Origin of the sequence: Lysinibacillus composti, from assembly GCF_016908465.1 — a bacterium.
Classification (GTDB): domain Bacteria; phylum Bacillota; class Bacilli; order Bacillales_A; family Planococcaceae; genus Ureibacillus; species Ureibacillus composti_A.
On sequence record NZ_JAFBDY010000001.1, the window covers coordinates 582,694 to 603,650 of the forward strand.

22 protein-coding genes are annotated in these 20,957 nt (G+C 34.5%); 19 read left to right on the top strand and 3 right to left on the bottom strand.

Going from position 1 to position 20,957, the window contains the following annotated elements:
* Positions 1-159: 159 nt before the first annotated feature.
* The 12 genes from JOD29_RS02875 (at position 160) to JOD29_RS02930 (ending at position 11,933) form a co-directional block, all read left to right on the top strand.
* Positions 160-579 (top strand): MerR family transcriptional regulator, encoded by a 420-nt coding sequence (locus JOD29_RS02875; protein WP_124761593.1) that lies wholly within the window; start codon positions 160-162, stop codon positions 577-579.
* Positions 580-617: 38 nt separating this feature from the next.
* Positions 618-1,925 (top strand): hemolysin family protein, encoded by a 1,308-nt coding sequence (locus JOD29_RS02880; protein WP_124761591.1) that lies wholly within the window; start codon positions 618-620, stop codon positions 1,923-1,925.
* 294 nt (positions 1,926-2,219) lie between these two features.
* Positions 2,220-3,746 (top strand): DEAD/DEAH box helicase, encoded by a 1,527-nt coding sequence (locus tag JOD29_RS02885; protein WP_124761589.1) that lies wholly within the window; start codon positions 2,220-2,222, stop codon positions 3,744-3,746.
* Between the two features lie 100 nt (positions 3,747-3,846).
* Positions 3,847-4,614, top strand: coding sequence for a YqhG family protein (locus JOD29_RS02890; RefSeq protein ID WP_124761587.1), 768 nt, complete (start codon positions 3,847-3,849; stop codon positions 4,612-4,614).
* 131 nt (positions 4,615-4,745) lie between these two features.
* Positions 4,746-5,606: an LppY/LpqO family protein gene (locus tag JOD29_RS02895; RefSeq protein WP_476738491.1), complete on the top strand. Its 861-nt coding sequence runs from the start codon at positions 4,746-4,748 to the stop codon at positions 5,604-5,606.
* Between the two features lie 576 nt (positions 5,607-6,182).
* Positions 6,183-7,247, top strand: coding sequence for a branched-chain amino acid aminotransferase (locus tag JOD29_RS02900; RefSeq protein ID WP_420844536.1), 1,065 nt, complete (start codon positions 6,183-6,185; stop codon positions 7,245-7,247).
* Positions 7,248-7,401: 154 nt separating this feature from the next.
* The gene (locus JOD29_RS02905) at positions 7,402-7,821 is read left to right on the top strand and encodes a BlaI/MecI/CopY family transcriptional regulator (RefSeq protein ID WP_124761581.1); all 420 of its coding nucleotides are present in this window, start codon (positions 7,402-7,404) and stop codon (positions 7,819-7,821) included.
* Positions 7,822-7,824: 3 nt separating this feature from the next.
* Positions 7,825-8,673, top strand: a complete 849-nt coding sequence (locus JOD29_RS02910) for a M56 family metallopeptidase (protein WP_124761579.1) — start codon at positions 7,825-7,827, stop codon at positions 8,671-8,673.
* 51 nt (positions 8,674-8,724) lie between these two features.
* Positions 8,725-9,366, top strand: a complete 642-nt coding sequence (locus tag JOD29_RS02915) for a DsbA family protein (protein WP_124761577.1) — start codon at positions 8,725-8,727, stop codon at positions 9,364-9,366.
* Complete coding sequence (locus JOD29_RS02920) at positions 9,344-9,760, top strand: disulfide oxidoreductase (protein WP_239585522.1); 417 nt, start codon at positions 9,344-9,346, stop codon at positions 9,758-9,760. Before JOD29_RS02915 ends, JOD29_RS02920 begins: the two co-directional genes overlap by 23 nt.
* 33 nt (positions 9,761-9,793) lie before the next feature.
* A complete protein-coding gene (resA, locus tag JOD29_RS02925) occupies positions 9,794-10,333 on the top strand; it encodes a thiol-disulfide oxidoreductase ResA (protein WP_192894171.1) in 540 nt (179 codons plus the stop codon).
* A gap of 175 nt (positions 10,334-10,508) precedes the next feature.
* On the top strand, positions 10,509-11,933 hold the full coding sequence (locus JOD29_RS02930; RefSeq protein WP_239585550.1) for a vWA domain-containing protein: 1,425 nt from the start codon (positions 10,509-10,511) through the stop codon (positions 11,931-11,933).
* A 55-nt stretch (positions 11,934-11,988) separates the two neighbouring features.
* Here JOD29_RS02930 and JOD29_RS02935 read toward each other — a convergent pair whose 3' ends face one another.
* Positions 11,989-12,225, bottom strand: a complete 237-nt coding sequence (locus JOD29_RS02935) for a hypothetical protein (RefSeq protein ID WP_124761569.1) — start codon at positions 12,223-12,225, stop codon at positions 11,989-11,991.
* Between the two features lie 188 nt (positions 12,226-12,413).
* Here JOD29_RS02935 and JOD29_RS02940 point away from each other — a divergent pair, with 188 nt between their 5' ends.
* The gene (locus JOD29_RS02940) at positions 12,414-13,223 is read left to right on the top strand and encodes a carbonic anhydrase (protein WP_124761567.1); all 810 of its coding nucleotides are present in this window, start codon (positions 12,414-12,416) and stop codon (positions 13,221-13,223) included.
* 65 nt (positions 13,224-13,288) lie between these two features.
* On the opposite strand, the gene cbpA is transcribed toward JOD29_RS02940, so the two are convergent.
* Positions 13,289-13,936 (bottom strand): cyclic di-AMP binding protein CbpA, encoded by a 648-nt coding sequence (gene cbpA / locus JOD29_RS02945; RefSeq protein ID WP_124761565.1) that lies wholly within the window; start codon positions 13,934-13,936, stop codon positions 13,289-13,291.
* Positions 13,937-14,176: 240 nt separating this feature from the next.
* On the opposite strand from cbpA, the gene JOD29_RS02950 reads away from it, so the two are divergent.
* Positions 14,177-14,536, top strand: coding sequence for a DUF378 domain-containing protein (locus JOD29_RS02950; protein WP_124761563.1), 360 nt, complete (start codon positions 14,177-14,179; stop codon positions 14,534-14,536).
* Between the two features lie 97 nt (positions 14,537-14,633).
* Here the strand turns inward: JOD29_RS02950 and JOD29_RS02955 are convergent, their stop codons facing one another.
* The gene (locus JOD29_RS02955) at positions 14,634-15,458 is read right to left on the bottom strand and encodes a uroporphyrinogen-III synthase (RefSeq protein ID WP_124761561.1); all 825 of its coding nucleotides are present in this window, start codon (positions 15,456-15,458) and stop codon (positions 14,634-14,636) included.
* A 290-nt stretch (positions 15,459-15,748) separates the two neighbouring features.
* Here JOD29_RS02955 and nirB point away from each other — a divergent pair, with 290 nt between their 5' ends.
* The 5 genes from nirB to JOD29_RS02980 all read left to right on the top strand — a co-directional run bounded on the left by nirB (position 15,749) and on the right by JOD29_RS02980 (position 20,939).
* Entirely contained in the window at positions 15,749-18,163 is a 2,415-nt protein-coding gene (nirB, locus tag JOD29_RS02960) for a nitrite reductase large subunit NirB (RefSeq protein ID WP_124761559.1), read from the top strand.
* Between the two features lie 22 nt (positions 18,164-18,185).
* Positions 18,186-18,506, top strand: a complete 321-nt coding sequence (nirD, locus tag JOD29_RS02965) for a nitrite reductase small subunit NirD (RefSeq protein ID WP_124761557.1) — start codon at positions 18,186-18,188, stop codon at positions 18,504-18,506.
* Between the two features lie 69 nt (positions 18,507-18,575).
* Positions 18,576-19,427, top strand: coding sequence for a formate/nitrite transporter family protein (locus JOD29_RS02970; protein ID WP_124761555.1), 852 nt, complete (start codon positions 18,576-18,578; stop codon positions 19,425-19,427).
* Positions 19,428-20,198 (top strand): uroporphyrinogen-III C-methyltransferase, encoded by a 771-nt coding sequence (gene cobA, locus JOD29_RS02975; RefSeq protein ID WP_124761553.1) that lies wholly within the window; start codon positions 19,428-19,430, stop codon positions 20,196-20,198.
* Positions 20,199-20,939: a sirohydrochlorin chelatase gene (locus JOD29_RS02980; RefSeq protein WP_124761551.1), complete on the top strand. Its 741-nt coding sequence runs from the start codon at positions 20,199-20,201 to the stop codon at positions 20,937-20,939.
* The last annotated feature ends 18 nt before the right edge of the window (positions 20,940-20,957 follow it).

Genomic DNA, 20,957 nt, shown 5'->3' on the forward strand with positions numbered 1-20,957 from the left:
ACCATCACGTGTTAATTTACGATACTTGTTTTAACTGCAGAATAGGGATTGCCTCTAAAGCATAGAAAATAAATGAAAATATGAACATAAGAATATATTTATCTCGAATATTTGATTTTTTTTGATGTACTATAATAATATAGAAGTAATACGTTACAGTTGGGAGGGAATAATGATGGGATCGAGAAACTAAGAATTGGTGAAGTGGCAGAAAGAACAGGAATTACAAAACGTACAATTGATTACTACACAAATATTGGACTTTTAGATGCCGAACGCTCAGCCTCAAATTATCGTTATTATTCCTCTGATGTAATTACAAGACTACAAACCATAGAAGATATGAAAGCTCAAGGAATGACTTTAGAGGATATCAAAAAGGAATTTCACAAGAAAATTGAGTGCGAAGGAATTGACATTCAAGAAATTCGCTTGCATATGCAAACGTTAGAAAATGAAGTATCTCAATTACTAAAACAAATTGAACGACAAGAAAAAACATCAAAAGAATTCATAAAAAATAAGATATCAAATGAAAGTGCTGCTTTAATGAAATCGTTAATATTACTTATTACCTAGGAGGTGAACGTCTTACTTTTACAAAGTAAGGCGCTTGATTGACCATATTAAATTTATCGATTTTTATTCTTCTACTTGCTTTAACCGGCTTTTTTGTAGCAACTGAATTTGCGATTGTAAAGGTGCGATCATCTCGAATTGATCAATTGGTTGCTGAAGAAAAGAAAGGGGCGCTTGCTGCCAAACACGTAACGACGCATTTAGATGAATATTTATCAGCTTGTCAGTTGGGGATTACGGTAACTGCGCTTGGAATCGGTATGGTAGGTGAGTCGACATTTGAGTTTATCCTTCATCCGATGTTTGATGTTATCGGAATACCTACAAATTATATACACTTCTTCACAATTGCAGCAGCCTTTATTATTGCTACATTTTTACATGTAGTTGTTGGTGAATTAGCTCCAAAAACTGCAGCGATTCAAAAGGCTGAAAAGATTAGCTTACTATTCGCAAAACCGATTATGGTGTTTTATAAAGTATTATATCCGTTCATTTGGTTTTTAAATGGATCTGCACGATTATTAGTCGGAATATTTGGAATGAAGCCAGCTTCTGAGCATGAACTTTCACACACTGAGGAAGAGTTACGTTTGTTGTTGACAGAAAGTTTTGAAAATGGTGAGATCAACCAAAACGAACTAAAATATGTTAATAATGTATTTGAATTCGATGACCGAATTGCTCGTGAAATTATGGTGCCACGAACACAAATTGTGGGATTCGAAATAAATGCGTCATTTAATGAAGTATTAACAACTATTTCTGAGGAACGTTATACTCGTTACCCAGTCTTTATTGAGGATCGAGATAATATTATAGGATTCCTGAATATTAAAGACTTTTTAACTCAAGGGCTAAATAACCGAGTGACATCAGAAACATTTAAAATTCGTGACTTTACTAATCCAGTAATAAAAACAATTGACTCTACTCCAATCCAAGTCTTATTTACTAAAATGCAAAAAGAACGAACGCATCTTGCTATATTATTAGATGAATATGGCGGAACTTCGGGTCTAGTAACTGTTGAGGATATTTTAGAGGAATTAGTAGGAGAAATTCGTGATGAATTTGATGATGATGAAGTTGCAGAAGTTCGTAAAGTGCAAGAAGGACATTATATTATTCATGCAAAAGTGTTATTAGATGATTTAGCCAAGTTTTTAAAGATCCCATTTGAACAACTCGATGTTGATACGATTGGTGGTTGGTACTTTACAAAAGATATGGAGCTAAATGAACAGAACGCAATTGAACATGAAGGATATTTGTTTAAAATTCTAGAAAAAGAAGATTTACGTTTACACTATCTTGAAGTGAAGAGATTAGTAAATTCTATATAGAGTAAAAAGAGTTCATGGTTAACGTGAGCTCTTTTTTGTTGTTAAAAGGAATTGGTAATCATATTTTTATTGGGCAAACTAAATATAATGAAAAAGTCTTTTCAAATGTAATTTCTTTGTTTTTATAAGATGAGAAAAATGACAAAGAATAAACATTTTTCTCAAGTGGACATATGCTCTTAGTAAACATGAAATTGATTTCGGTAATAAAATGGTAAATTTTGATACTAGTAATTTATAATAGGAATTTGAATTTTGGACAATATAAGATTTAAAAACCTGTGAGGTGTCATCATGATTATTGAAAAGTCGTCAACATGGAAAGATAATTTCTTAGAACGATTGGAAAATGATGGACCGTGGGACCGCTTTACACTTTATCAAATGAACGCTGAAGTGCAAAAGTCAAAACTAATCACTGAATTTTCAGGGTTACAAGCACCAAAATTTTTAAAGGATTTAAATATACTTGACCATCAATTAGAGGTCGCTCAAACAGTTATAGAAGAAATGCACGGGAAAGCGATTTTAGCTGATGAGGTAGGTCTTGGTAAAACAATTGAAGCTGGACTAGTGTTAAAAGAATATCTCATTCGTGGATTAGTAAAAAAGGCGTTAATCCTTGTGCCTGCATCACTTCTGAAACAATGGGTAGACGAATTGAATAAGAAATTTTATATACCGGCTATTGGATACAAAAAGAAAGTAGCAATTGACCAATATGACGTTGTTGTGATGAGTATGGATACGGCTAAGAAAAGTCCACATCGGGAGCAAATTATTGAACAGGACTACGACATGATTATTATCGATGAGGCACATAAATTAAAAAATCACAAAACACAAATTTATGAATTTGTCCAAAGTATAAAAAAGAAATTTTGTCTATTATTAACGGCTACACCGATCCAAAACGATATTTTTGAGATCTTTTATCTTGTGTCCTTATTAAAACCTGGTCACCTAGGGAATTACGAAGCTTTCCAAACCGCCTTTTCTGCAAAGAAGAGAAGTTTTGAACAAGAGGAATTTCTAAAAGAACTTGTAAATAAGGTGATGATTCGTAATCGACGAAACGATACTGGCTTTGATTGGACGAGTCGCCAGGTAGAAACTTTCCAAATTGATTTTACTGAAGAAGAACGACAAGTCTATGACATGCTTTGTGAACTAAAAAATATATCATCTGTATTTTCTGGTTCCTTCTCAATGATTACTTTACAAAAAGAAATGTGTAGTAGTAAAGAAGCTACGTATTTAACTTTAGAAAAGATGAAACAAAAAGTTGTAAATCCAGAAGAAGTTGCATATATCGATGAAATTATTAATAAATTAGCAGCTTTACAAATTAATGCAAAGGCTGAAAAAACATATGAAATTGTGCAAAATGCAGGTGACGATAAAGTTATTATCTTTACAGAATATCGTTCAACACAGGCTTACCTTCAATGGTATTTGCACACAAAAGGGATTACGAGTGTTCTCTTTAACGGGAAGTTTAGTAAAAACAAAAAAGATTGGATGCAGCAATTGTTTAAAGACCGGGCACAGGTACTGATTGCGACTGAATCCGGTGGTGAAGGGATCAACCTTCAATTCTGTCATCATGTCATTAACTATGATTTGCCATGGAATCCAATGAAGCTTGAACAAAGAATTGGGCGTGTACATCGTTTGGGTCAAGAACATGATGTCCAAATTTACAATTTAGCTATTAAAAATACAATTGAAGACAATATATTAAATTTATTGAATGATAAAATTAATGTTTTTGAAAAAGTTGTTGGTGAATTGGATGATATTTTAACAAAGAGAGCGTAATGAATGATTTAGTGGCTTTGCAAACTATATTTTTTAGTCTAAAAATCGTTCGATTGGTCAAATGTAAACTAGCTTTATTGTGATCAGAGGAGGAATCCAATTGTATGCTCAACAGATCCATCAATATTTAGAGTCTTTTTTCAGAGAAACAGATTGTGAAATTTTAAAAAATCAACCGAACTTTCTATCTGTCCAATTAACTAATGATATTGATAAGAAAATTATGAACCGTCCATTCTATTGGCAATATATAGAAGCGACAGGCGGTGAACCAAATCCATCGCAAATTACGCTCATTACGAATCGAGATGCATTAGACGAAGGGATTTGGGGTGAGGTTATTCACTTTGGCTCACCAAGATTGAATCAAATTTTTAAAGCGAATCATGAGCTTGGTTCGATGGTCAAAATGTATGAAAATGTTGAAGATTATAATTTAGTCCCATGGTTAGGTATGAATTATAAAATTTCGTATCAATGTGACCGAACAAAAGAAATGATTTTTTCATATGGAATTAATTTAGTAACAGGGACAATTGAGGACAATTTCCATGATCGACTCATGGGGGTAGAACTTGTGGAAGACATGCCTAGAACTGTTTTTTGCTTGCCTATTATTGTTAAGCCGAAGCGAGCAATGGAACGATTGGAAGAATCGATTGAGCGAATTATTCAACAAGATGATCATTCATGGGCGGAAGAAGCAAGAACTCGATGGAAAAAAGAAATACATGTTCTCGACTATTTCTATGAAGATGAAAAAGAAAAACCAGAACGCTATGAAATTGAAGTTAAGGCCATTGAAGAACGCTATACACCACGAATTAAAATGGAGATTGTGAGTGGTGGACTGTTTTATTTGAAATAAAATACTTAGGAAGCATAGGTGCTTCCTTTTTTAATGACTTATCCGCTATTACCCTTATCTTTTCTATTCCAATGAATATTTTAAAATGATTTGAAAATTTCTTTGGAAAGGGAAAGGTGTTAATGCAAGATATGGAAATGGATCATAATCAACCAAGTGAACTATGTCAGGAGTTTGCAAGAATTTTAGATGCGACTCCTTCTGTTATTAATGGCGTTTGCACAGCAACACGTTCACGGACAAATATTAAACCAATCGTATTAGGGCGTCCCGCTGAATCATTCATGTTTGTTCCTCAAGCGTTTTCATTTGAGAATATTGATAGGCACGGGAAGGCACTTTGTCTTGGAGAAACTGTGATCCTAGAAGACGAGGTTAATCCTTTTATTTCTGTTTTAAGAGATCACGATATTATTGTCACAGCCTTACACAATCACTGGTTGTTTGAAAACCCACGTCTTTTATATATCCATTTCGAATCTATTGATGAACCTCTGGCGTTTGCTCGAAAAGTTAGAAAAGCACTAAGAGTATTAACAACTAGAAACATTGGTGGCGTTCGGAAAGTATGGACACCTAAACACGCCGAAGAAATTTGCGAAGAATTCCATAAAATTCTTGGAGGCATGCATACATTTGAAGACGGTGTTTGTACTGTGATGGATTCAAGATTGAATATAAAAACACGCATTTTAGAGAGAAAAAGTAGATCCTTCCTTACAATACCGCAAATGTTTGTTTTTGAATCTTTATCGAAAGATGGAACAGCACTGTGTAGTGGAGAAACCGTCATACTACAAGAAGAGCTAAATCCATTTCTAACTAAACTTCGTAAACATAATATTTTCGTTACGGCATTCCATAATCATTGGTTATTTGAAGATCCAAGATTAATGTACATTCATTTTGTAAAAATTGATCATCCAGTGAAATTTGCTAAAGACGTTAAAGACGCCCTAGAAGTACTTACTGATAAAAAAGTAAGCTTCTAAAATGTGAAAACTAAGAATTGCCTAGAGAGTGTAGGTAAGGTCAAGGATGACTTTATCTACACTTTTTTTGTAATTAACTACCAAGTTGATATAAGAAGGTAACTGTTAACTGAATCAGGGAGATGAAATTACTTACGTAAAAATAAAAAAAGGAAATCTTCAGTAAGTATCATGGTGGTGTAGAATTATGTTTGCTTTTCCTCTTGGCATATAGTCAAAGAATGAATCATAATGGTTTTATGTTCAATAATTATTTTATATATTCAGGATAATTTTTGCGGGCCGTTTTCATTAAGAAAATAGCCTTTTTATTTACATCTGCTTATGAAAAATTGTTGTATAAAATTATTGTAATAAAATTACATAATAAAATTAAATAGAAAATTTTAATCAATAAATATAAGATTCTATCACTTTCGAGATAGTTATGGAGGAAACAACAAAATATTCAGAATGTTATATAAATATGATGTTTTTTAGTTCAAAAATGTATGATATGATGTAAGAAAATAATTGTTAAAGTTAATAGTTGCCTTTTTCAGAATTTTCAACTATTGCTATATGGAGGCCATGAAGATGTCAGAAATCAAAATTGAATTAACAACAAATCCAAAAGAAAAACCAGCAGTAGATCAACTTGGGTTTGGTCAAGTTTTTACTGATCATATGTTTATTATGGATTACACAGAGGGGCAAGGTTGGCATGACCCACGCATCATTCCTTATCAACCACTTTCTCTAGAGCCTTCATCAATGGTATTCCATTATGGTCAATCAGTATTTGAAGGGTTAAAAGCTTATCTTACAGTTAATAATGAAACGTTATTATTCCGCCCGGATCGTAACTTTAATCGTTTAAATAATTCAAATGATCGTTTAGTGATTCCTGCAATTGATGAAGAACTTGCTTTAGAAGGGTTAAAGAAATTAGTAACTATCGATCGTGAATGGATTCCTAATGCACCTGGAACATCGCTTTATGTTCGTCCATTTATTATCGCAACTGAGCCACATTTAGGTGTTCACCCTGCGAAAAACTACTTATTTATGATCATTATGTCACCGTCTGGTTCTTACTATAAAGGTGGAATTAATCCGGTGAAAATTATGGTTGAACAACAATTTGTTCGTGCGGTTGTAGGTGGTACTGGTGAAGCAAAAACTGGTGGTAACTACGCAAGTGCGTTAAAAGGTCAAGAAATTGCTGACCGTGAAGGATATGCTCAAACTTTATGGTTAGATGGAAAAGAAAACCGCTATATTGAGGAAGTAGGGAGCATGAATATCTTCTTCAAAATTAATGGTACAGTGATTACACCTGCTTTAAATGGAAGTATTTTACCGGGGATTACACGTGATTCTATGATTCAAGTGTTAAAATCTAAAAATATTCCAGTTGAAGAGCGCCTTATTTCAATCGATGAAGTAGTGGAAGCTTATCAAAATGGTACTTTAGAAGAAGCGTTCGGAACTGGTACTGCAGCAGTTATTTCACCAGTTGGCGAATTAAAATGGCGTGATGAAAAAATGATCATTAACAATGGAGAAATTGGTGAAGTTTCACAAATGTTATATGATACATTAACAGGTATCCAAAACGGAACAATTGAAGATACATTCGGTTGGACAATTAAATTATAAGAAAATAGAATTCAAGCACTCATTACTTTTTAATGGGTGCTTTTTCTTATCTACATAACTTAAATTCTATTAAGATTTATTACTCTGAGTTTGAGATAATCTTCTTGACTCGTTTGCAGGCAAACACTACAATGTGTAATGTGAGGTGAATATTGTGTTAATTCGAAAGTTTAAGATGAAAGAAAGCGGATTGAATCGCTTTTTTGGACCACTTGAAGCAAAGATTATGGATATCTTATGGAATGCTTCTAAAGAGATGAGCATTAAAGATGTACAACATGTGCTTGATCAGGAAAAAACAACGAATTTTAATACAGTGATGACCGTAATGAACCGCCTTGTTGACAAGGGTATACTTCAAAAACGAGCAGAAGGTAGAGGATCGCTTTACCATCCAGTGCAAACTAGAAATGCATTTTTGAATGAACAATCGAAAGAGATGACTCAAGAATTGATGGACGAGTTTGGAAATGTCGTGGTCAGTCATATGTTAGATGCATTAGAAGATGTCGATGAAGACTTAGTTGCAAAACTAGAACAAAAAATTGAAGAATTGAAGAAAAAGGACCATTAAAGTATGTCTAAACGTCATTCAACAATTACTTTTATATTGCCGCTTATTATTTCTGGGACGCTTTTTATTCAAATGGCATTATACTTCGTCTCTATATTATTTGATTGGAATGTCAAGTTTAACTTAGTGATTGCATGTCATAGTTTATTAAAATCCATTGGTTTATCTTCACTACAGTTCATTCTCGATTTATTAGTTATTTACACGATGGCTTTTATATTCTTGAAGATTAGCACCCAATTATTTCATTCACTACGTTTGAATCATAAATTTCATTCTTATAAAGATCATAGATTCACGACTGAACTAAATGAAAAATATCGAAATGAACAAGAACGTTTGTTGGTAGTTTCATACCCTGCTACGATTGCGATTACTATGGGATTCATTCGCCCCAAAATCGTTCTCTCAACAGCGTTAATCAATTTATTAACTGAAGAAGAATTAAAGGCTGTCATTTCACATGAATACTACCATTTGGAAAACCGTGACCCATTAAAAATATTTATACTTTCCCTTTGTGCTTCAACCATGTGGTACATACCGATTTTAAAATGGTTTACCCAGCAATATCGTATCATTCAGGAAGTATTAGCAGATGAATTCGCAATAAAAAAACAAGAGACGACTGTGAATTTAGGTAGTGCGCTATTGAAAATGTTGAAAGTAGGAAGGCCAATAAAAATGCCATTTGCTTATGTATCATTTGCCGATACATCTTTGAACTATCGGATTGAATATCTATTAAATCCGTTAACAGATATACAGTGGAAAATACCTTTAAAAGAAGCTTTTGTATCAACAGCCATTTTTACAATTATCTGTGCTTTTTTTATTTACGCTTTTGCGTAAATTTTTTACCCATTCACACTACAAAGTGTAGTGTTAAAAGGAGTGTTTAATTTGTCAAAGAAAATATTTTGGATTGTAGGAGTAATAGCTGTTTGTGTCATTGGGATCATTTTGTTAACAAATACTTCTTCAAAATCAGCAGAGATTAATTATGATGGTCAACCATTTATTGGAGTAGAGTCTGCACCAGTTGAAATTGTGGAATTTGGAGACTACAAATGTCCTCATTGTGGAGATTTCAATAATGCGATCTATCCAATAATCAAAGAAGAATTAGTAGATAAAGGATATGCTAAATTCTATTTTATGAATTATGCGTTTATAGCACCTGATTCGACGATTTCTGCACAATTCGCGGAAACGGTTTATCAAGAACTTGGAAATGAAATGTTTTGGAAATTTCACCATCTCTTATTTGAAAACCAAACCAATGAAGCAGGTCAAGAAAATTTGATGTCTGAGGAATTCTTAAAGTCAGTATTAGCAAAAGTATCCACACCAGAAGAAACAGAACAAGTAGGTAAAGCATTTTCTGAAGGAAAAGGGAAAGAAGCTTTGGAGCTAGATTTAAATATAGGGAATAATCTTGGGGTTAACTCAACGCCTACTGTTTATATTGGGGGAGAAGAGTTTACTGGACAAACAATTGCGGACTTAATTGAAATGGTAGATGAAAAAGCAAATGGTCAATAAACCTTTATTATCAGCGTGGATTGTATCTATTATAGCTATGACAGGGAGTCTATTCTTTAGTGAGAAAATGGGTTTTATTCCATGTACACTTTGCTGGTATCAGCGTATTCTTATGTACCCTCTAGTAATATTCCTGGGGATTGCATTTTATCGCAATGACCGAGATATTTTCAAATATATTCTACCATTGTCTGTCATAGGGATAGTGATTTCAGGCTATCATTATGCCCTACAAAAAATTCCATCTTTACATGAGTTCAGTACGTGCACTAATGGGGTTCCATGTTCAGGTCAATATATTAATTGGCTTGGTTTTATTACAATTCCGTTTTTAGCGTTCGTTGCATTTACATTCATCACGGTGATGATGATCTTACTTTGCAAAAAGAAATAATTAATGGAAATGTGTTTGAAGGAAGTGAGAGGAATGGAAAAGAAGAAACAGCGTCGTCTTATTCGATCTGTAATATTAGTGATTTTGTTTGTAGCCATAGTTTTTACGGTTTATTCTTCACTAACAAAAGAAAAGGTGAAAGTGTTGCAGGAAGGGGACAGCGCACCTGATTTTGAATTAGTAGATATGAATGGACAAACCCATAGACTTTCTGAATATAAAGGACAGGGTGTCTTCTTAAACTTCTGGGGAACGTGGTGTAAACCATGTGAACGAGAGTTTCCAATTATCGATCGATATTATCAAGAATACCAAAATGATGGAATTCAAGTATTAGCAGTTAATATTGCTGAATCAGATTTTGCTGTTCAACATTATATCGAACGCAAAAGTTTAACGTTTCCAGTCGTAATCGACAAACAAAAAAGTGTCATGACCGCCTATAATATTAATCCATTACCTACTACATTTTTAATTAATCCGAAAGGTGAAATTATCAAGATTATTACTGGAGAGATGACGGATTCAATGATTCGTAACTATATGAATGTAATAAAGCCAACCGAGATTTAATGTTGAAACAGGTGAACGTTTAAAACGTTATACCTGTTTTTTTTTATTTCCTAATAGTGGAAAGGTAACGTTTCTTATGAAGCATTTTATGTCTATTCATCTATTTAAAGAATGAGGAAAGAAAGATTAGAATTATAGATGGATAACTAGAAAAGGTGTGATTTATTTGAAACGTATGATTTTAAGCATGTGCTTCCTATTTATAATATTAACAGGATGTAGCAATGACGAAAAAACAGATGAAGGAAAAGAGGTGGAAAAAGGAGATGCGGTAATTGGAGTAACAGCGGAAGAACAAGAAAAGGATGAACAATCTGAAAGTGTTGAAAAACAAACAGAAGGTGAAGAGAAACTTTGGCCAGAAGCTTTTAAAGCAAATGATGTAAGTTTTGAATTTCCATCTACGCTAGCCGATTCAGAGAACATGATTAAGGGAAAATGGTGGGGAAATGCTGAAGAAGCAGAACTCTTTTCAGAGGACAAGGAAGCGGCAGTTGCCCATTTAGGCTCATTACTTGAGGGGAAAGATAAAAAACAACAAGCAGACTTGATAAAGCGTTTTGTTACTGAAACTTATTTTCCAGATTTTCCTTCTATGACAACATTTACTCCTCGTGGGAAAATTAATTTAGGGGAAGTTGAAGAAAAATCCAATATAAAATTAAATGGTCGTGAGGTTAAAGAAAATGTTAATGTAGCCATTATACTTGATGCGTCAGGTTCAATGAAGAATATTCAAGATGGCAAAACGTTAATGGATATTGCTAAAGAGTCGATTCGTGAATTTGCATCGAACCTCCCGGAAAAGGCAAATGTTTCATTAACTATTTATGGTCATAAGGGAACGGGATCCGAAGCAGATAAACAGCTTTCTTGTTCGGGTATTGAGGAAGTTTATCCTTTAGGAGTGTATAATGCTGGAGAATTTACTTCAAAAGTAAATGGGATTGTACCGAGTGGTTGGACATCTATGGGCGCATCGCTAAAACAAGTTGGAGAAAAACTAGCTAATGAGAATGCAGAGAATTCTACAAATGTCATTTACTTAGTGTCAGATGGAAAAGAAACTTGTGATGGTAATCCAGCAGAAGTAGCTAAGACATTAGCAGCTACTGATATCGAGCCAATTATTAATGTTATTGGCTTAGCAGTAAAGAATGAAGATGCAAAAGCACTTGAACAAATAGCTAAAAATGCAGAAGGTCGTTATATTACAGCTCGTAATCAGCAACAGTTAGATCAAGAATTCCAGGAGTCAAATCAATCAATATCACAGTGGATTGATTGGCATAGACAAAATACAGGTGAGGCTATTAATCAATTGCAAGAAGATAAAAATAAATTAATAGAGTTGCACAGAGAAACTATTAACGATTTAATTGCGTTTGATCGACATGCAATTCAAGTGATTATTGATTTAAATCAACAATACCAATTAGATAGTGATGTATATAACCTGGTTTATCAAGATGTTAAAGGTTTTTACAATGCCATACTGAAGGAAACAAATGATATTTACAATGCCAGATTACAACAAATTAATGATACTTATAATAATACGCTCAATGAAATCAATGAACAGTATAATGAAAATATATAGGAAATAGTGGGCTTGCTTTTTGTGGCAAGCCTTCTTTGCGTTTTATTGTAGTGGTTTACAAATGGTACACATTAATAAGTGAAAAATATAAAATTAACACGGCACCGCCAGTAAAGAAATACCCGAAAACAGATTTTTGATCTTTTTGAAATTCAGTAGAAGCAGTTAAAATCATTAAGATGCCTAATAGAGCAAATGTAATGAAATTCAACTCGAAATTTTTTGTATTTAACATATAAAAACCTAAAATGAAGATGATTATTCCTAATGCTGCTTTAAAAAAATGAATCATGGCCATACCTCCTTTTCTCAAAATTAATATGTGGAAACACTTACTTATTTAAGTAGTATGCACAGTAAATGTGCAAATTAGTTAATGTTTTTTAAATATCCTAAAGTATTTTATGAACGAGTTGAATAATGTTGAATTATGTCTGGCTATTTTATAAGTAAGAAAAACTGTAGTAAAGGAGAAAAGGGATGACAAGGAGTTTTCTTTTGGCAACGATGGCATCATCATTAGTTATTTCACTCATTGTATATGTTTACTTGAATTCGTTTAATGAAAATAGTAAACAAGATGAATTGTCTGATCACGAAGTATATTGGACATATGAAGGTGAAAAAAATCCTAATCAGTGGGAGCCGGTTGATGCAGCTTATGAAGCTTGTGAAAGAGGAGAGGCGCAATCTCCAATAAATATTGACGTGACTAATATTGAACAGCAATCAAGCATTTCGGAAATACAATTACAATATCATAACGCAACAATTGCCATTCTAAATAACGGGCATACCATTCAAGCAAATGTAAAACCAGAAGGTCAATCTTTGACGGTTGGTGATAAAAGCTTTAATTTAGTAGAAATGCATTTCCATCAGCCAAGTGAACATCAACTAAATGGTAAAAATTATGATATGGAAGCACATCTAATACATGAAGATGAAAAAGGAGAACTGGCAGTTATAGGATTGTTTATCGAAGAGGGGCGAACAAATACTGAACTTGCACCTATATGGTCAATTTTACCTAAACATCATAATGAAGAAATCTTAGTAGAGGATTCGATCCAGTTACAAAACCTAATACCTGAAGATAAAAGTGGTTTCCAATATGTTGGTTCATTAACAACTCCACCTTGTACAGAGGGTGTTGGGTGGTTTGTTTTAGAAAAACCAATCCAAATGTCCAAAGAACAAATACAACTGTTCAAGAATATCTTCCCAAACAATCATCGACCAGTACAATCTTTAAATGACCGCAAAATTTATGAGATGAATTTGAAATAACTTTTGAATTTATGTTAGCATACCTGATGCGACCGGAGTTCGAAACTCTGGTCGCATTTATTGCACTATTTATTAAAAGATTCTTTGTTGAACACTTCAACATCAATTAGTCGCGCTCCAACTTTATATAGAACACTTTCAATTTCTTTTACAGTTGATTGGGTAGCGCCTTTTGCTAGGGTTACAATGATTCTTCTCAAGTACCAACCGCTGTCATCAAGGGAGAAAACACAATGTACAGGCCATTTTTTCTTAATAAGTGTTAAAGTTTTTGCTAAAATTCCTTCTGCATCTGGTAAGGAAATTGTTAAGGCGCAGCTACCGGTTTTATAACCCCATGCCTCCTCTAAAAGCTCAATTACTTTAGAATGCGTTAAGATTCCTGAGAATTGACCTTCTTTATTGACAACTGCTAAATATGGTAGACGTTTAATCGAGAAGAATACTTCAAAAAAGGAACTTTCCTCTGCAATCGTACCCTCTTTATCTAATAAAAGTGCGCTAATTGCCACATCTTGATTAAAATCGATAATTAGATGTTCTAAAATGGTCACGCGATAAGCATTTCCAATAAATCTCTCTCCAGCTTCATCGAGAATTGGGATGCATCGATATCCTGATTCATTTAGTTTGTCGAGTACCTCAGATAAAGAATCAGTTTCTTTACACCAGACAACATCTTTTTTGTCTACATATCTTTGCTTAACAAGCATGTATTCATCCCTTCTCATATCAAATGCGCGAACATATTTTTGTTCGAATAGTGAAACATTACTACAATATGTCAGGTATTCTGATTAATTCATCCCTAAAATGAAAATTTGATGCAGTTTACATATTAATTCGTAAGTATTTTTTGAATAATTTCTGGTTAATTGTAAATTCTAAAGCTAATTCTCAACCAATTTTGAAGAATTAGTATTTATAATTTTTTACTTAGGAGGAACACAATTTTGAGTACATTAACTAGAATTGCACTTACACTTGCGATTATCGGTGCGATTAACTGGGGGTTAATCGGATTATTTAATTTCGATTTAGTGGCAACTATATTTGGCGGTCAAGATAGTCTTATTTCAAGAATTATTTATTCACTAGTAGGTTTTAGTGGATTAGTTTGTTTACCACTCTTATTCATGCGTACAGAGGAAGAACCTGTAGTAGATGAGGCTGATACAACTGATGTTGAACGAGATCGTCTATTAATGAGGAATAATTACAATTACCAAACAGAAGTAGCGGAAGAAGTAGATTTTGCAGAGTTAGAACAAATTAAAAGAGACGCAAAGAAAGATGAAGATGAAATTAAATGACGAGCCCTTATTGGGGTTCGTTTTTTTATGTGAAAAGCCTAAAATTCAAGAAACCGTGAATCTTAGGCTTTAAAATATTTTTAAGTGGTTTAAAATTTTAAGATACAATGTACGGACTTTGCTGTTTATAATATTGACTTAACGTCATTAGAGCACTGCCAATACGTTCGTCATGAGGGATGAGCATCCGTTTTACTCCTACATCTTGAAGGGCTTTACCAGTAACTTTCCCCACAGCTAGTGCTATTGTCTTGGTTTCTAGTGCATCAAGAAGAACATCTTTTTGATTTAATTCTTCAGCAAAGTTAAATAAATAACGAACTTGTGATGTGCTTGTAAAGCTAAGTGCATCCACTTTTTGTGATAATACTTCTTCTAGTAATTGCGTTAAAGTTTCTTGTTTAGGTGGGATGTGTTGATAAGGCAAAATCTCTTGAATTGTTGTTTGTTGTTCAGATAACCAATCAATTAGTAATGGGGATGGTTCTCCGTACAATTGTACTGCAATATGTTGATTTTTTAAGTGGTAAGGTTTTAAAGAGCGAATTAATCCTTCAATACTTCCATCATCATCTCTAACAATTGCCTTAAGTTCGCGTTTTTTTAAAGCGTTAATTGTTTTATAACCACGTGCTACGATGTTCATCTTTTTTAATGCAAGAAGCAACTCTCGATCAATCCACATTTCCTCTGCAATTTGAAAAAGTTTCTCGATTCCTATACTTGTTGTGAAAATAATCCATTGGAATTGTCCATCTATAATCTTTTTAATTTCGTCACCAATATATTGTGCATCAAAGTAAATAGTTCCTTGTGCAGGACGATGCACAGCAGTCCCACCTAAATGTTGAATAATTGTAGTTTGCTCTTCTATTTTTCTTGTACCAAGTAATGCAACTCGCCGATTAGTTAATCCTCCCATAAAAATCCTCCTCTAATTTAATGTTATTACTTATATTACCAGAAATTAATTCGAAATAAACAACTAATGTTAAAAGATATAACATTAAATTTACGCCTAATTTTAAAAAAAAGAATAATTAGATTGATTTTTGTAACAAAATATTACGTTGTAAACGTTTTCTTCCTATTTTAGGAAAAAACAATGTTTTACAAATTAAATTCATGTGATATTATCTTACATGAGGTTTGAATTTTCAGTAAATTCAAAAAAGCATTGATTTTTTTTGAGTTGAACAAGGGGGAGTTCCTATGAAAAAAAATAGACTAGTACTTATTGGAAATGGTATGGCGGGGGTTAAAACAATTGAAGAAATTCTTAAAATCTCCAAAGAGAAGTTTGAGATTACAATTATCGGAGAAGAGCCTCACCCAAATTATAACCGAATTTTATTATCAAAAGTTCTGCAAGGAGATACGACGGTAGAAGATATTACAATAAACGATTGGTCTTGGTATGAGGAAAATGGTATTCGCTTGATCACCAATGAAAAGGTTGAACATATTTGTACTGCTGATCAAACAGTTACAACAAATGCGGGGACAGTAATCTCATATGATGAGCTGATACTTGCAACAGGATCACAGCCTTTTATTCTTCCAATTGCTGGAGTAGATAAAGAAGGTGTTACGACATTCCGTGATATAAAAGATACGGATGAAATGCTTAAGGCTTCGAAAACTTATAAAAAGGCCGCTGTTATTGGTGGTGGCTTACTAGGATTAGAGGCGGCACGAGGGCTACTAAATTTAGGAATGCAAGTGTCTGTAATTCACCTAGGTAAGAGTCTAATGGACCGTCAATTGGATGCCACTGCAGCAGAGTTATTAAAAGAAGAGCTGGAAAAACAGGGCATGCGTTTCCTTTTAGAAAAGAATACAACTGAAATATTAGGTGGTGAAAGAGTAGAGCGTTTATGTTTCTCTGATGGCGAGGAGTTAGAATGTGATTTAGTCGTGATGGCAGTTGGAATACGACCAAATGTAGAACTGGCGCAAAGTACAGGGCTATGGGTGAATCGTGGAATCATTGTTAGCGACTATTTAGAAACGAACATTCCTCATATTTATGCTGTTGGGGAGTGTGTGGAACATAACCATATTACCTATGGATTAGTCGCTCCACTCTTTGAACAAGCTAAAATACTAGCGAAAAAGATTTGTAATGTTGAAACAACTCCTTATGAAGGATCCGTTACTTTTACTCAACTTAAAGTATCTGGTGTGGAAGTATTTTCTGCTGGTGAATTTATCGAAGGTGACGATAAAAAAGCCCTTAAAGTATTAGATGAACAAGATGGAATCTATAAAAAATTAGTTTTCCGTAACAATCAATTGGTTGGCGCTGTACTGTTTGGTGATAGTCAAGAGGGGAATCGTTTATTTTCGTTAATCAAGAAACAAGCAGATATTTCAGATACTGCAAAGATAAGTATCCTACAACCAATTGGTGGGGATTCAGGTGAGAATCTCGTAGCATCTATGGCAGCAGACGAATTGGTTTGTGGCTGTAATGGAGTTTCAAAAGGGGCAATTGTACAAGCCATCCATGAGCAAGGTTGTACTACTGTCAATCAAATTAAGGGATGTACAAGCGCGGGGCGTTCATGTGGCGGATGTAAATCGATGGTGTCAGATTTACTTGAATTAACACTTGGAGACAGTTTTGACGCTAGTGCACAAAAAGAAACAATGTGTAGTTGTACCACTTTATCTCGTGATGAGGTTGTTGAAGCAATCAAAGAAAAAGGGTTAATGCATACCCGTGAAGTGATGAACGTCCTAAACTGGAATACATCTGATGGTTGTTCTAAATGCCGTCCCGCTTTGAACTATTATTTAGGGATGGTTTATCCAACTGAATATGAAGATGAAAATGAATCGCGTTATGTAAACGAACGTTTGCATGCCAATATTCAAAAAGATGGATCGTTCGGTGTTGTACCTCGAATGTATGGTGGGGTGACAAGTCCAGATCAGCTTCGGAAAATTGCTGATGTAGCTGAAAAATATAATGCTAAACTTTTGAAAGTTACAGGTGGGCAACGAATCGATATCTTTGGAATTGAAAAGGAAGATTTACCGAAAGTGTGGGAGGAGCTTGATATGCCTTCAGGTTACGCATACGGTAAAACACTTCGTACAGTAAAAACTTGTGTCGGTGAAAGCTTTTGTCGTTTTGGTACACAGGATTCAATTGGTCTAGGAATTGCGTTAGAGAAACGACTAGAACGCGTCGGTACACCACATAAATTTAAAATGGGAGTATCTGCTTGTCCTCGTAACTGCGCTGAATCAGGCATTAAAGATTTTGGAATTGTCGGCGTTGATGGAGCTTGGGAAATGTATGTTGGTGGTAATGGTGGGACGCATCTACGTTCTGCAGATTTACTGGGCAAAGTGAGTACTGCTGAAGAAGTAATCGAATATGCTTCTGCCTATTTCCAATATTATCGTGAAACAGGTATTTACATGGAACGCACGTCGAAGTGGCTAGAGCGTATAGGATTTGAAAACATTAAAGTGGTTATTGATGATCCGAAACAACGAAGAGAGTTAAATGAACGATTAAATGTTGCGTTAACCGTTCATGATGAGCCTTGGAAAAAAATTATTAATAGTCCAAAACTACGAAACGAGTTGTTTGAGAAAGTAGAAGTACATTAATTTCCAAATTGGAGGGATAAGGATGGAACGAATTGCAGAGCGTATTAAAGTTTTACAAGTGGAAGATATAGCAAAGGATTTCGGAAAAACACTCCGTATAGGAGAGTTAGAAATTGCCTTATTTCGATTGAAAAATGGTGAGTTTTATGCGATAGAAAATCGTTGTCCACATAAAGGTGGAGTACTGGTTGAAGGGATGGTAAGTGGTCAATATGTATTTTGTCCGATGCATGATTGGAAAATCGATGTAACAGATGGCAAAGTTCAAGAACCTGATCATGGTTGTGTGAAAACTTATGATGTTGAAGTTAATGGAAATGACGTATTTATTTTGTTGAAATAACAAATTTAATGGGCGCTCTATCTTAAATCATGCGCCCTTTTCTTATTTGTAATTTAAGGGGGACAAGGAATGTCGTATGTAAAACCGAAAGAAGTTGTAAAAAATATGATTCAAGTGGGGGCAGAAAAAGCAAAGCTCTCAACAAAAGATTTAGTCATTCGTGGGCTTTTATCAGGTGCGTTATTAGGGTTTGCGACTACGCTAGCATTTACGGCTGAGATTCAAACGAAACTTGGGATTGTAGGAGCGATCCTTTTTCCAACTTCATTTGTCATTATTATTTTATTAGGACTTGAATTAGTAACAGGAAATTTTGCATTAATTCCATTAGCTGTATTAGAGAAAAAAGCAACAGTGAAAAACATGTTGAATAACTGGTTTTGGGTCATTGTGGGTCACTTAATTGGTGGCATAATATATGCTGTATTATTTGTAGTTGCGGTCACACATTTTGGTACCATTACAGACAATGCAGTAGCAGAGAAGATTGTAAAAGTTGCAGAAGCAAAAACACTTGCTTATCAAGCGTTAGGTGGAAAAGGTTTAGTTGTGGTCATTGTCAAAGCAATTCTATGTAACTGGATGGTTTCGCTAGGTGCTGTTATGGCGATGACAGCAACATCGACAATCGGAAAAATTGTAGCAATGTGGTTACCGATTTTAATTTTCTTTGCACAAGGCTTTGAACATGCTGTTGTTAATATGTTTGTAATTCCAGCTGGTATGCTGCTTGGCGCGAATGTAACTGTAGCTGATTGGTGGTTATGGAATCAACTACCTGTAATTTTAGGGAATATACTTGGTGCGTTGATCTTTACGGGTATTGCGTTATATGTGACTTATCATACAGAACCAAAGAAAAAACTTAACATTTTATCTGTCAAAAGTGCAGATAAGGCGAGTGAAGCGAGGGGAATCTAAATGGGGATTGTATATATAGTTGGAGCAGGACCAGGAGATATTGATTTAATAACTGTGAAAGGTTTGAAGTGTATTGAACAAGCAGATGTTATCCTATACGATCGCTTGGTAAATAAGGAATTATTAAAGTATGCAAAGGAAGGCACTCAGCTTATTTCTTGTGGAAAACTACCAAACTGTCATTCTATGCAGCAAAATACGATTAATTTAGAATTAGTCAAGTATGCAAAACAAGGGAAAATAGTCACGCGTTTAAAAGGCGGTGACCCGTTCATCTTTGGACGAGGAGGTGAAGAAGCAATGGCCTGTCAGGTTGCGGGTGTGCCTTTTGAAATTATACCAGGGATTACATCTGGTATCGCTTCTCCAGCGTATGCGGGGATCCCAGTCACTCACCGTGAATTTAGTTCCTCTTTTGCAATGGTCACAGGACATCATAAAGAAGGGGAGAAAGACCATACAAATTGGGATGCGTTAGCTAAAGGTGTTGATACTCTCGCAATTTATATGGGTATGAAGAATTTATCTTACATTACAGAACAATTAATGCAACATGGAAAAAGTAAAGACACACCAGTCGCCTTGATTCATTACGGTACTACGTCTAAACAGCGCACTGTAATTGCTACATTGGAGACCATTTATGCAGCCGCACAACGTGAACAAGTAAAAAATCCAAGCATGATTGTTGTAGGTGAAGTTGTTCGATTAAGTGAGAGTTTAAGTTGGTTTGAAAATAGCCAAGATTTACTTGCGGTTGGTGGTATGTAAATGGATGCTGTCTTATATATTTGTCACGGAAGTCGTTTAAAAGAAGCGTGCGATGAGGCAATTTCGTTTGTGGAGAAATGTAAAAAATTACGCACTGAGCCAATTCAAGTACATTGTTTTTTAGAACTAGCTGAACCGACGATCACCCAAGCTATAAAAATGTGTGTAGAACGTGGAGCAACGAAAATACATGCAATTCCTGTTCTTTTGTTGTCAGCAGCACATGCGAAACATGATATTCCAATAGAATTAGAAGAAGCGTTGAAGGAGTATGCCTTTGTAGAATTAAAGTTTGGCAACCCTATCGGTGTGCAGACAAGTTTAGTAGACTTATTAGCTGTGCGAATAAAAGAGACAGGCAAGCAAGTAACAGCGCGTTCGAAGGTTTTAATTGTTGGACGGGGATCAACAGATGTAGATGTGAAGCGTGATTTAGGTACGATTGCAGTGGCACTTGAATCCAAGATCCATCATTCTGTTGAGACTTGTTTTTTAACTGGTTGTGAACCTTATTTCACCGAAGTTGTGAATAAGATAGATGAGGAAGTAGATCAAGTCTTTATTTTACCGTACTTTTTATTTACAGGGTTATTAATGAAAGGAATTCAAAAAAACATTGAGAAATCTAGAGAGAAAAGTACTTGTGAATATATTATATGTGATTATTTTGGAAGTTCAGATGTTATCGTAAGTGCATTAAATGAACGGATAAATGAAATGATGCTTAGCAGTGTGTCTTAATCAATTAATGACTAAAGG

Excerpts from the sequence above, each read along its gene's own strand:
- JOD29_RS02885 (WP_124761589.1), top strand. The coding sequence starts at position 2,220 with ATGATTATTGAAAAGTCGTCAACATGGAAAGATAATTTCTTAGAACGA.
- JOD29_RS02895 (WP_476738491.1), top strand. The coding sequence starts at position 4,746 with ATGGAAATGGATCATAATCAACCAAGTGAACTATGTCAGGAGTTTGCA.
- JOD29_RS02900 (WP_420844536.1), top strand. The coding sequence starts at position 6,183 with ATGTCAGAAATCAAAATTGAATTAACAACAAATCCAAAAGAAAAACCA.
- JOD29_RS02910 (WP_124761579.1), top strand. The coding sequence starts at position 7,825 with ATGTCTAAACGTCATTCAACAATTACTTTTATATTGCCGCTTATTATT.
- JOD29_RS02920 (WP_239585522.1), top strand. The coding sequence starts at position 9,344 with ATGAAAAAGCAAATGGTCAATAAACCTTTATTATCAGCGTGGATTGTA.
- resA (WP_192894171.1), top strand. The coding sequence starts at position 9,794 with ATGGAAAAGAAGAAACAGCGTCGTCTTATTCGATCTGTAATATTAGTG.
- JOD29_RS02930 (WP_239585550.1), top strand. The coding sequence starts at position 10,509 with ATGATTTTAAGCATGTGCTTCCTATTTATAATATTAACAGGATGTAGC.
- JOD29_RS02935 (WP_124761569.1), bottom strand. The coding sequence starts at position 12,225 with ATGATTCATTTTTTTAAAGCAGCATTAGGAATAATCATCTTCATTTTA.
- JOD29_RS02940 (WP_124761567.1), top strand. The coding sequence starts at position 12,414 with ATGACAAGGAGTTTTCTTTTGGCAACGATGGCATCATCATTAGTTATT.
- cbpA (WP_124761565.1), bottom strand. The coding sequence starts at position 13,936 with ATGCTTGTTAAGCAAAGATATGTAGACAAAAAAGATGTTGTCTGGTGT.
- JOD29_RS02955 (WP_124761561.1), bottom strand. The coding sequence starts at position 15,458 with ATGGGAGGATTAACTAATCGGCGAGTTGCATTACTTGGTACAAGAAAA.
- nirB (WP_124761559.1), top strand. The coding sequence starts at position 15,749 with ATGAAAAAAAATAGACTAGTACTTATTGGAAATGGTATGGCGGGGGTT.
- nirD (WP_124761557.1), top strand. The coding sequence starts at position 18,186 with ATGGAACGAATTGCAGAGCGTATTAAAGTTTTACAAGTGGAAGATATA.
- JOD29_RS02970 (WP_124761555.1), top strand. The coding sequence starts at position 18,576 with ATGTCGTATGTAAAACCGAAAGAAGTTGTAAAAAATATGATTCAAGTG.
- cobA (WP_124761553.1), top strand. The coding sequence starts at position 19,428 with ATGGGGATTGTATATATAGTTGGAGCAGGACCAGGAGATATTGATTTA.
- JOD29_RS02980 (WP_124761551.1), top strand. The coding sequence starts at position 20,199 with ATGGATGCTGTCTTATATATTTGTCACGGAAGTCGTTTAAAAGAAGCG.